Source organism: Cohnella sp. GCM10012308 (genome assembly GCF_042649185.1).
Classification (GTDB): Bacteria; Bacillota; Bacilli; order Paenibacillales; family Paenibacillaceae; genus Cohnella.
The window spans coordinates 140,730-153,653 of record NZ_JBHRYU010000010.1; the positions used below are offsets into that span (position 1 = coordinate 140,730).

2 protein-coding genes are annotated in these 12,924 nt (G+C 61.9%); both read right to left on the bottom strand.

The features are described from left to right. Window positions 1-148 precede the first annotated feature (148 nt). Window positions 149-7,132, bottom strand: a complete 6,984-nt coding sequence (locus ACFOTD_RS14170; protein WP_378119766.1) for a DUF4962 domain-containing protein — start codon at window positions 7,130-7,132, stop codon at window positions 149-151. Window positions 7,133-7,852: 720 nt separating this feature from the next. Continuing rightward, entirely contained in the window at window positions 7,853-12,838 is a 4,986-nt protein-coding gene (locus ACFOTD_RS14175; RefSeq protein WP_378119768.1) for an Ig-like domain-containing protein, read from the bottom strand. Window positions 12,839-12,924 lie beyond the last annotated feature (86 nt).

Genomic DNA, 12,924 nt, shown 5'->3' on the forward strand with positions numbered 1-12,924 from the left:
AAATAATGTGCTTCGCCGATCGGGCACCTCAATCTTAACAAGCCTATACGCGCGTGTAAATCGGAACGTCCCGTCCGCGTCAGAAAAGCGATCCCCGAATCCGCTTGGATCCGGGGATCGCCCTTATAGAGGTACGCCTGGCGCGAAATTAGATGATGAACGGTACCGTCGGATTCGCGGCGATGTCCGCCGAAGCCTGCTTGATCGTGCCGTTTAAAGTGACGCTGAACGTGTACGTGACGGGCAGCAGCTCCTTGCGCGCGATGCCGCCCGAGAACGTACCGAACTTACGCCAGCCTCCCGCGTAGTACGCGGCTTCGCCGCCTTCGAGCATGTTGCCTTGGACGTCTTTCAGCTGCAGCGCGACGTTCGTCGTCTGGAACACGACGATCGGGTCGACGCTCGTATCCTGGCTCTTCTGAAGGATGCCTCCCGCGTAGGTCACGGCATACGCATAGTTGCCCGGAAGCAGCTCCTTGGACGTCTCGCCGGAAGCCGCGGTCGTGCCTAGCGTGCGCCAGCCGGTCGCGTAGTAGGCTGCCTCGCCGCCTGCGAGCGGCGCGCCCTGGCTGTTTTTTAGCTGCACCCGCACGTTGACCGTCTGAAAGTCGACCGTGGCGTTGTCGCCGGTATTTTGCTCTTTCTGCCGGCTCGTGCCCTCGTACGTCATCGTGAACGAATACGAGCCGGGCAGCAGCTCCTTGGTGACCTCGCCGCCCGTAGCCGGACCGAACGTCCGCCAGCCGTCGGAATAAAAGGACACGACGCCTCCGTCTAAAGCGTTGTTCTGGCTGTCCTTCAGCCGTACCTTCACCTTGGCGGTCTGGAATGCGGCGATATTGTCGATGCCCGTATTTTGCGTCTTCTGCACCGTCTTGCCTTCATAGGTCATAGCGATCGTGTAGTTGCCGTCCGGCAGCGTCTTGCTCGCCGTCCCCGTCGCATCGGTCGTGCCGAATGTTTTCCAGTTGCCGTCGTAATAGCTGACCGTCGCGCCAGCGAGCGGGTTGCCCGCGCTGTCCGCCAGCTTCGCGCGGACGGTCGTCGTCGAGAGCGCAAAGCCTATAGTATGGGCGGATTCGACGTTGCCCGCCTTGTCCGCGGATCGGTACCGCACGCTGTAGGTACCCTGGCGGTCGAACGTGACCGGGCCTGCGTACGGCAGCCAGGCGGTGCCGTTGTTCAGGCTGTACTCGGTCTTGTCGATGCCCGAGCCGCCGGCATCCGTCGCGCTCAGCGTGAACGTGACCGGGCTTGCGTAAGCGCCGCCCGTGCCGTCAGGCTGCGCGGGCGAGAGCGTCGCGCTCGTCGTCGGCGCGGTCGTGTCCGCCACAACGGGCGTCGTGTCCTTGTACATGGCGACGTAGTCGAACAAAAACTGCGTCGTAAACCGGCTGCCCGCGAAGCGGAACGTGTCGACGGAATTCACGTTTGCGCCGTTCATGAATTTAATGCCGGTTATCTTGTAAACGCCGTTCACGATCGTCCCCGGCGCGTCGACGGGTCCCGTGTAGGTCTTGAACGCGTCCGCCTCCATGGACAGGTCGTACGTTTTGCTCGCCGTGTCGATGTCGATCCGCAGCTTTATCCACTGATTTTGCGGCATCTTGAAGAGCGGATTCAGGTTGTTCGCGGGAATCTTGTAGTCCCCGTACTCATTGGTGGCGGCATCCTTCAGGTTGTAGTAGCCGAAGTTCCCCTCCGAGAAGCCCCCGATCTTCACGATGTCGCTGTTCTGGCCGCGAATCTTGAGTTCGAAGGTGCCCAGCTCCGTGTTCATGAACCGCGTCTCGAACGCGACCTTCCCGCTCAAGGGCGCCGTCGCTCGGATAATGGCAGGGCTTTGCGTATAATCCGAAGCGTTAGGCGCGTAGGCGTCTTTTAAGAGCAGCGATTGACCTGCGCCGCCGGGCGTCGCCTCGACCGTGACGGTAGAGACGGTGTCGGCGGCTGCTTTGGCGACCGTCCAGCCGCCAGCCTCGACGAACGCGCCGACGGGACGCTCGTCGAACGAATCGTAGTAATCGCCGCTGCTGCCTGCGGCGGGCGTCGTGATCGTCACGCTAGGGCCGCTCTCGGTCTCCCGGCCCGACGCGCCGATCGCGCGGATCTGGAACGTATAAGTCTGGCCCGGCTGGAGCGCGGTCGCATCGTACTCGCGCGCGCTTCCGGCTACGGTGGCGATTTTCGTATAGGCCTGCGTGCCCTGCTTGCGATAGACAGCATACGAGGCGATGGCGCCGCCGTCGCTCATCGTCGCCGGATCCCACGCCAGTCTGGCTGCGGTCGGGAACAGGTGCGTCTGCGTCGCCGCGGCTCCCGAATTCCACGCCGGAAGGCCGGTCGTGTCCTTGTACATGGTCACGTAGTCGAACAAGAACTGGCTCTTGTAGCGGTTGCCGCTGAACCGGAACGTATCGACGGTGTTCACCTTAGCCAGGAAAGGAATGCCGCGTACGGTGTACGTGCCCTTCTCCTTGTCCAGCGCGCCGGGAGGCACGCTGATGCCGCCGTAGGACTTGAGCGCGTCCGCTTGCAGCGTCAAATCGTACGTGTCGGTATCCGTGTCGAGATCGATGCGCAGCGTGATCCACTGATCCTTGGGCAGCTTGAAGTCGAGGGAGTTCCCCGGGATCTTAACGTTCGTAAAAGCACCGTTCCCTGTCCCCGCGTCTACATAATAGCCGAAGGTGCCTCCCGTAAAGCCGGTGAACCGGACGATATTCGCGCCGTTCCCGCGCAAATACAGCTCGTAGTTGCCGTGCTCGTAGCCCGTCGAGTTATCCTTGAACAGGCTGTTGAACATGAATCGGGTCTCGAACTTGACCTTCCCTGCGATCGGCGTCGTCGTTCGCGTCGCGACCGGGCTCTCGGTATAGCTGTCGTTGCTCGGAGAAAAGTCGTCCTTGACCTGCAGCGATCGTCCTGCGCCGCCCGGCGTAGTCTCGACCGTGACGGCGGACGCGTTGTCGCCGCTCGCCTTCGTGACGGTCCAGCCTGGCATCGACGGCAGCGTGCCGACCGGATATTCGTCGAACGAATCGTAGTAATCCCCGCCGGTGGCGGATGGCAGCGTCACGGTCAAGCTCGGCCCGTTTTCCGACCGATTGCCGTCTCCGTCGACCGCTTCGACCTTGAACGTATATGCGCCGCCGGGCTGCAGCTGGGTCGCATCATACGCATACACGCTGCCCGCTACCGTCGCGATTTTTTCGAACGTGGTCTGCGACGCCGTTTTGCGAGAGATCTCGTACGAGGCCACGCTGCCGGAGTCGTCCGTTGCGGCATCCCACGCCAATCTGGCTGCGTTCGTGAAAAGGCGGCTTGCTTTAAGGGCAGCGCTCCCCCATTCTGGCGGCAACGTATCGCTAGCCGGCAGCTCGAGCGGCACGCTGTCCAGCGACGGATTGTCGCTCGTATCGATCGCCCGCACGACGATGGCATACGCCGTGCCGGGCACGAGCCCCGTGACCGTAGCGGTCGTCTGGCCGTTTGGCACGACCGTCTTCTGCACGCCGTTCGCGAAGATCGCGTATTCCTTCACCGCGACGTTGTCCGTCGACGCCGTCCAGGACACCGTCGCGGACGTATTCGTACGGGAGACGAGCTGCACGCCGCCCGGTACGCTCGGGCGAACTTCGTCGTCCTTGTTCTCGATTAAGGCGATCCAGTCCAGGTTCATGGCGCCCTGCGCATTCCACATCGTGATGTCGACGGGCCCGGACGGCAGCTGCTGGTTGGTGTGGATCCGCAGGCCTTTCCAAACTCCCGGCGCACGTCCCCAATCCGGCACCCCGTTCGCGTCCAGGGTTACAGGCGCTTCGACGTAGTATGGTTCTTCGCCGATCATCGCAAGACGCCCGGTCATCGTGCCGACAGGATCGAAGCCTGCCACGTACTTCAGGACGAGGTCGTATTTGCCTGCTTTGGGGACGTTCATCGTCCACTTGACCGATTGTCCCGTCTTCGTCCATTCTCCGAGTCCCACGCCACCGGACAGGAACGGACGCGTCGAATACTTATTGGGGCCGTCGACTGCGACGTACGCCTCCGCTTCCTTCCACTGGAGATTTAACGTCGACCGCTTCTCGTCCGGATTCGTCCATACCTCGGCCGCCGTCGGATTGCTGGTACCGATCCGCGCAAGCTTCAGCGGTCCCGTTGCTCCTCGAACAAGTATGGAAGCATTGGCCTCGAGATACACGGTGCTCGGCCTTCCGTGTTTCTCGAACACGAAACCCGCCGGCGCCTCCTGAACCTCGTACAGGCCCGCCTGGTTGCTCAGCTTGCCCCATGCGACAGGCTCGCCGTCCGTACTGCCGTACACCTGCATCGTCACGCTGCTCTGCGTGCCGTCGATCTCGACGGGCAACGTCACGTTCGGCTGCGCCCCAGGTACCGGCGCATCGTTCAGCTTGAACGCATGCTGCCCCTTCTCTACGTGCAAAGTCAGCTTGCTGCCTGCCATCGCCCATTGCACGCCGTGATTGGCGAGACTTTCGGCCACGGTGCCCCCGCTCGGGAAGTCGGTCCCGTTATCGAAGTCGCGAACGCGCTGTACGCCCGGCGCTTCGACGGACACCTGCGTCGGATCCGCTTGGCCAGATACGGACAGGCGCTCTCCGTCGTAGGCGATTGTCGCGGGCTGGTCGCTTTCGATCAGCGTAGCGCCGTCTTTAACGACCTTTTTCCCGTCGACGAGCAGTACCGAATCGCCTTTCAGCGCGACCGCCGAACCGTCGAAGCGGATGCTTCCGGCGTCGATCTCGCCGGCCGACGTCATGCGGACATACACGACCGTGTCGTCCGTCGTATCGGCAGGCGTGCCGTTTTTGAACGTCAGCTTCATGTAATTGCCGTGGTTTTCCGATTCGACGTCCTGCGGGGCCGAATCCCGCTTGTACGCTTCCATCGTCGATACGAAGGTCGTCGATGTCGTCTTGGGCGTACTGAAGACGGCATGCACTTGCTCGTTCGCGGCGAAGCTGCCGCCCGGCTTCACTTCGGCGCCCGTGACGCCGATGTATTGATTCGTCTTGGATGCGCTCAGGTTGTCCGGCGTGTAGAAGCGGACCTTAAGCGCCGCGTCTCCCTTGAGGATCGTCGCGCCGGCGTTGTCTCCGTCGAGATCGATCTGATCCTGGGCATGCAGCCGCCATTCGAACTTGTTGCCCTGCGGATCCGCGGACTTCAGCCTGTCGACCATGACGAACACGCCAGGCCGCAGGTAGATGACGTCGCGATCCGACTGGCTGAGCGCGCTGCCGTATGCGGTTTTCGCGTCGGCGCTGACCGCGTCGAATTCGGGCGTCGTAACGAAGCTTTTTACCTTGCCGTCCGCCTCGATATCGTTGGCCTTCTGACCGACGCCGCCGTCGTACGTGATCGCGTTGGCCGCCAACGTCTGTCTCGTATACTGCTCTCGGTGCGCCGAGTTATAGTCGTCGTAATGACCGGCTTCGATCGCCAGCGACTCGCCGAAGGCGTTGATGACGAAGCCGTTTTGATCGGCATAGCTATGGTTGTAGCTGCCGAACGGGCTCGACCTGAAATACATCGAGACGCGATCCGGATCGTAAAGCTCGGAGTGCATGGCGACCACGCCGACGTCCTCGAACCATCTGGCTTTCGGCAGATCGACCGGCGGGCGGGAAGACAGATTGTCGTCCCCGTAGAAGTAGTTGTTGTTAAGCGTGAGAGACGGCCCCGTGCCGATCGCCTCCGCCGCCCATTTCAGGCGTCCGTCTCCGCTCAACTGGGACAAGCGATTGTAAATGGTGACGCTCGTATCGGATGGCAGGTACTGGCTGTCGTCCCCCAACACGCCCTTCGGAATGCCGTGCGGGAAAACGTACAGCGGATACCGCCCCGCGTTGCGGGAATAACCTTTTTCGTACAGATTGAGTCCGGTTGACGCCAGGAGCACGTCCTCGAACTCTTGCGCGATGGTGCTGGACCACTGCCAATAGCCCGTTCCCTGCGCCCAACCGCCGTCCTCCCCGCCCCAGGGCGGCAGGATGTTGATATAGGCGGGCACGATCTTGGCGTACCACTGCTCGGCTCTGCCGTCCGAATATTCGCCCAGCATGGCGGTGGCGATGATGCCGAGATAGCCGAACGCCGACCAGCCGTGCGAGTTGTACGGACGATTCTTAATGTTCGTTTCCGGATTGTCGACGAGTGAGGCTACCATCGCTCCGGCATGCAGGGCGATCAGGTCCCGGAGCGTCGTACGCTCCTGCTCCGTCAGCGCGGCGTACAGCCAATCGTAAGTCATCGCCGAAGCGAGCGCGACCGATCGCTGGATCTGGTCCTGCTGGCCGGACGGGCCTGTCGGGTCCCAGCCGGCGATGCCGGCGACGTTCGGGCCGCCGAACAGCCGGACCTTCACGTCGGTCAGATACTTCGCGTCCTGCGTGATCAGGTATAAAAAGGCCGCGTCCTGCATCCGGTTCAGCAGCGGCTTGGCCTTGTTCGCATAATCGTCCAATGTCCCGGTCCGTTCAGGGTCCTTTGGCGGATCCTGGTTGGCCGTCAACAGATCTTTGCCGACTTCAGTCTCCTTCTGATCGATAAACGCCTTTCCGCTGCCCGACAAGGCGAGATTCCTGAATTGCTGCAGCCCGCCAGGCGTCGTCCAGATGCGCGGATGGCCCGCCGGCACCCTGCCCATCAGCTCGCCAATCGGCGGCACTTCGAACTTCGTGAACTGCTCTTCGATCCGGAACTTGCGCACGTCGCTCCATACCGATGACCCTTCGGCCTTGTGGAAGCGGACCCGCCAGTACCAGGTGCCGCTATCGAACGCGTTCGGAAAATTATAGATGTTTTCCGTCAGGGCGCTTTTCCCGTACGTGGCGTTCGATACCGACGCATCTCGGCTCACCTCCAAATCGTAGCCAGTCGCATTCGGCACCGCAGGCCATCTGAAGTCCGGCGGATTCTGCGTCGTGACCAAACCTTCCGCCGGCGCGAACGGCATATTGTAGCCGCCGAACACCGACGCCGGCCAAGCCAGGCCCGTCTCTTCCGCCTGCGCGCTTCTGAAGGCGATCCCGACGTTCAGCAGGCTCGCGAACATCGCGATGACCATGCCGAGCGCCATCGTTTTTTTCTTCGTCCAACCCCTCATCGTCCCAGCTCCTTTTCAGCCTTTAAATGTGATTCGTCAGGCAGACTGCTGCGGCGGGTCCCGCATCGCCGCATTGGAAACGCTTTCGATCAAACCTCCCTTCCGTACACGCCTATGGTAGCCCAGCCTCTCGCCCGCCGTATATGAACGGATATCGCGATACGTGCAACTATTTCGCTATTTCAAAAAAAGAGATTAGCTTCGAAAAAACAGATTAGAAATCGCCGCCTCCTATTCGCCAACCCGCGTTCGACACTCAACTGCGCTCACGCTCGCCGCTTGCTCGTTTTCACGCTCCCTCCCGCGGACCTTGGGTACGTTATTTTCGCTAAATGAGGCAGATCTGGCGTAGTTGGGGACATAGGATCCGTTATTCGAACAAACCGGAGGTTTCTAGTCGGCTGTTCGGCACAATAGCGGATCTCCGGTCCGTCTGCACCAAAAAAACTTCGAAATCGCAAAAATAGCGCATCGTGTGTCCGCGGGCACACGATCACTCTCACGGACACGCACACGTTCACGCTCACTCGCTACATACTCGCATCCCGCCTCTCCTCCGTCTTCGCTCGGGTCCAGTGGCGTTCGAGCAATCCCAAGCTGCCGCTGCAAAAAACAAAGAAACCGCCCCTTCCGCGAACGACCGCTTATCGCAGCCATCCTCGTAAAGGAACGGTTTCTTTTAAGTATGGTCAACTTTGCCTTACTTTGCCTTACTTTGCCTTACTTCGTCACCTGCACGAGCAGCGTATCGCTCGTCGTCGCGCCAGCCGCATTGGCGAGCTCCGCACGATATTCGTAGCTGCCCGGCGCCCGGCTGGAGACGGTAGTCTTCGCGGCTTGCGCGGAAGGCGTGCCGGCGGTCAGCTGCTGCGTATCGATCAGCACGCCGTTCTCGTACAAACGGTAAGTCCCGCCGTTCGTGCCCCACCACATGTTCATCGACACGTCGTAGCTGCCGTCGCCGTCCCAGTTGTTCGCGGACAGCACCGGCTTGCCCGGCTTCGCGTCCTTGAACGTGACGGTGAATGTCTCGCTCGTCGTCTTGCCCTTCGCATTGATCAGCTCGGCCCGATAGCGGTACGTGCCATCGGTCCGACCCGTAATCGTCGTGACCGCCGTTTGCGCCCCCGGCGATGCGCTGGCGAGCGACTGCGTATCGATGAGCACGTCGTTCTCGTACAGCTTGTAGACGGTGCCGTTCTCGCCGTACCAAAGGTTCATCGTAATCTTGTAGTCGCCGTCGAGCAAGCCCGTGTCGTACCCGTTGTCGCTCGACAGCACCGGTTTGCCGGGCAGCCCCGGCCCCTCGGTCGCTTCCTCGCCCTTGATCTGCTCCGCTGTCAGCGTCACCGTGCCGAATGCCGCAATCTTGCCCGCGGCATCCAGCTCGTAGACCGCGACCGCGTTGCCTTCGGCTGCGGCAAGGTCGCTGCCCGCCGCATAGTCGGCCGCGCCTGCCGGCGCCGTGCCGCCCAGATCCGGCACCGCAGGCAGCTCCGCCGCCGATTCAAGCACTGCTGCCTTCAGCGCATGGCCCGCCGGCAAGTCGCCCACCGCCAGCCGCGTTGTGCCCGCGGCCGATCCCGGCGCCGCCGTCACGCTGAGCGCGGCCGCCGGATACGGCGCGATGTCGGCCGCGGCAAGCTGCCGCGCGCCGAACCGCGCGATCTTGCCCGTCGCCGTCGACGTCTCGTAGACGCCGACGTAAGCGCCCGCCGCAGCCGCGGGCAGCTCCAGCGCGGTCCCGCTTGCAAGCGGGACCGCCCCGCCCGGCAGCGTCGCGCTGCCCAGCTTCGGCGTCGCGAGCGGCGCCGCCGAGACGACCAAGTGCAGGCTGTTCGCCGCATCCGATGCGACGGCGGTCACCTGAACAGAACCCGGCGCGCTGCCGGGCGCCACCGCGAGCGGCGACGACAATGCCGGCGCCGGCTCCTGCGGCAAGACCGAAAAGCGGACGTCGTCGAAAAGCAGGTAGCTAAACCCGCTTGCATAGAAGCCGACCTTCCCCGACGGGCGGTAGCCCGGGTCGGTAGCGTCCAGCCGAAGCGCCCCGTTCACGTACACCTTGAGATGTCCGCCCTCCGCAAGGACTTTCACGTCATAAGTCGTATCGGCCGCCAAATCCCACCCGGTCTGAGGCGCCGTTTTCAGCACGGCCCAGCTGCCGTTGTACAGCACCCAATCCGACGTGCCGTCCGCCTTCATCTTATAACCGATGCGGGTCGAAGCGGTCGCGTCCTGCCGGTCGAAGATATACAGCGTGCCTCCGCCCGTCGGCAGCGTAGGCGGCGTCCGGAGCTTGAACTCGAGCATATAATCCGAGAACGTCTTATCCAGCAGCCCGGTCGCGCCGTTCAAAATCTTGTACCAGCGGTTCCCGTTCGCGTCCAGATAGATGCTGCGGTTCGGGTCGACGGGCCAACCGTTGCCGCCAGACTCGAAGTTCGTGAAGTGCATGACGTTCGATACGATCACTTGGATGGCCGCCGTCGCACTCGCGTTTTCGACCGAGGTCGCCGTGATCGTCGCCTCGCCCTCGTTTACGGCGGTGACGACGCCGTTCGTGTTCACGGTCGCCACCGAAGAATCGCTGGACGTCCAGGTCAATCCCTGGTTCGCCGCGTTAACCGGATCAAAAGACACGGTCAGCTGCTTCGTCTGTCCGGCAGTCACGCGCACCGGATTTTCCGTCGGGATGACGCCGGACACGTCGGTCGTCGACGCCTTGAACTGGATGTCGTCGAACATCATGTTCGTGACGTTGTTGACGTAGAAGCCGACCTTGCCGCTCGCGTTGTGTCCCGGATCCGCAGCCTTCAGCCGGAACGCGCCGTTCACGTAGACGCTGTAGTCCGAGCCTTTTACGAGCGCTTTGATATCGTACGTCGTATTCGGCAGCAGATCTTGGCCGGGCAGCTTCACTTCCTTGAGCACCGCCCAGGCCGAATTGTACAGGAGCCAGGACGACGTGCCGTCCTCCCGCACCTTGTAGCCGATCCGCGTCGAGCCGCTGCCCACCTGCTTGTCGAAGATGTACAGCGTCGCGAAGGCCGGCATGACCTCGGGCGTCTTCAGCTTAAAGGTCAGCTCGTAATCTGTAAAATCCTTGTTGATGAGCGTCGAAGCGTTATTCAGCAGCTTATACCACCGGTTGTCGTCGACCTTGACGATCGAGCGGTTCGCATCCTGCGGCCACAGGCCGGATCCGGATTCGAAGTCCGTCCGGTCCATGATGCCGTCGCCGGTCTCGACGTGAACCGATACGACCGCCGTCAGGCTCGGATTGGCGGCCGACGCGACCGTGATCGTCGTATCGCCGACCGACTGCCCCGTGACGACGCCCGCCGCGCTCACCGTGGCGATCGACGGATCGGCCGACGCGAACGTGAGCGCCGCGTTGCTGGCGTTCCACGGCACGACCGCCGTCTGCAGCTTCACCGATTTGAAGCGATCGACGTTGATCGCGTCGTTGTACACCGCGACGCCGGTCACCGGGAATTCGTGCGGATCCGCCGTCGTTCCTGGCGTTCCTGACGTGCCGATGTCGCCGAACGGAATTTGCGGGAAGCCCGGAATTTGCGTATAGGCCGGCGCGTTAGCCGCCAGCGTCAGGTCGCCGCCCGCCAGGTTGACGAAGCCGGGATCGGTCGTCGTCACCCAGTTGTTCGCGTACTGGACGAGGTTGAACTTGTCGTAAGCGCCGTTCGCGTTGGTCCCGACGCGGGCTACGTTCGGATTGTAGACAATGTTGCCCTGGAACGTATTGGTATCCGGATAATAGCGATTTTCATCGAAGAAGTTGGCCAGCTCCGGATACTTGGTCAGATACGGCGTACCGACGAAGTCGTTGTTCGCGGCGAACAGCGCCTGCCACTTCGGCATGTAGTTTTTCGCGATCTGACCGTCCGGGCTGTCGCCCAGATAGATATCCGCATAATCGTACGGCACCTTCGCGTCGACAAAGATGTTGTTGCGCGAGAGAATATGCGCGCCGCCATTGTTCTTGATGGCGGAGTTGCCCATCTTGTAGAAGACGTTCTCCTCGATCTTGAGCCCCATCGTGAAGTTGTCGGGATAAATGCCCTCGACGCCGGCCTTGCTCGTTCCGATGTCGTGGAAATAGTTGCGCCGGATGACGGTGCCTCGCTGCTGCGGCGTCTCGCCCGCGTTCATGTAGATCGCGCCGAGGTCGGAGAAGCTTTTGCACACGTCGTATATCTCGTTGTACTCGATCAGATGGTCGTTGCCGAAGACGAGCACGCCCGGGTGGGGCGCGTCGTGCAGCTCGTTGTGCGACATCCGGTTGCCGACGCCCGACAGGATGACGCCGGGATTGTACGCCTTGTGATAATAGGCGAAGTCGTGAATATGCGAGTTTTCGACGTAGTTGTTGCCCGGCGCGAGCGTCGTCTTGTTGCCGCCGCTCAGCGTGACCGCGGTGCCGCCGATATGGTGGATATGGGACCCCACGATACCGAGATCGGTGCCCGGCGCTCCGTCGAAAATGTTATAGAAAAACCGGCTCTGCGTATTGATCAGCACGCCGCTGTTCGTGAAGTTGCGGATCTCGCTGTTCACGATGCGCACGTGGCTGCCGCCGACGATGACGGCCGCCGAGTCCCGCCCGTTTTCGAGGACCAGCTCTTTGAAGTCGATGTAAGAAGCGTCGATTGAATTAATCATCGGCGTCTTCAGCATCGTCACCGTGATCTCGGGATTCGCGGTCTTAAACTCGGCGTTCGGCAAATAGTAAAGCTTGCCGGCGCCGCGGTCGATGTAGTACTCGCCCGGCATGTCGATCTCCTCGAGCAGGTTCTGCGCGAAGTGGAAATCCGGGTACCAGTTCTTGTACAGACCGCTCATCTCGCCGTAGCGCAGCGTGATCGTCTTGTTCGCCGTGTCGATCGCGGCGATCTTGTTGTACGACCACTCCCAGCTGTAGCCGAAAATGCCGTCCAGCCAGATGTCGTCCGCCTGCGTCCAATATTGCGGTCGGTCGTACGTATACGTGAACGTACCGCCTCGCTGCTGCAGGTCCGCGTCCTTGCGCGTCGGTCCCATGTCGATGATGTCGCCCATCTGGACCGTGCCTTCGTTGGGCCAGCGGGCGAGCGTCATGCCTTGGCCGTTCACGTACAGCTCCATTGGCGGCACCTGGCTCAGATCGTTGGCCAGATAGTAGCCGTGGCGGCTCATCACGCCATAGTCCGTAATGCCGAGCGCGGCGAGATCGATCTGCAGCACCTTCGACCTCGCGTCCTGGCTGATGATCCGATTCAGCACGGTGCTGTCGGTCACCGGCACGAACCCGCTCTTCGGGATATCGCGGCCGCCCGACAGGCGGACAGTCTCACCGGGGTAAGCCATGTACGTGATCGTCTTGCCGGCTTCGCCCGAGTCGGCGGCGCCGAGTTCGAAGCTCGACGTCCGCTCGTACAGCCCTTCTCTCAGGTAGACGGTGACGCCGCCGTCCGGCAGGCCGCCGTCTTCCTTCAAATCGCGGATGGCGTCGCGCGCCTTCTCCAGCGTCTTGAAGGGCGCGGCGATCGTGCCGGCGTTGGCGTCGCTGCCGTTCGTCGCGACGTAAAGCACGGCCCCGGCATTCGGCGCCTCGCCGGTCGCAGCGGATACTTGCATCATCGGAAAAGCGCAGAATAATACCATCAAGCCTGCAAGCCAAGCTGTCATCCGTCTTTTCAAGAGCATGCGTTTCCATCTCTCCTTAAGGTATGAGTCTGGAACACCGCGCCCGACTTCGGCGCCTTTCTCGTTGCCGCGGACCGCTCATGCGA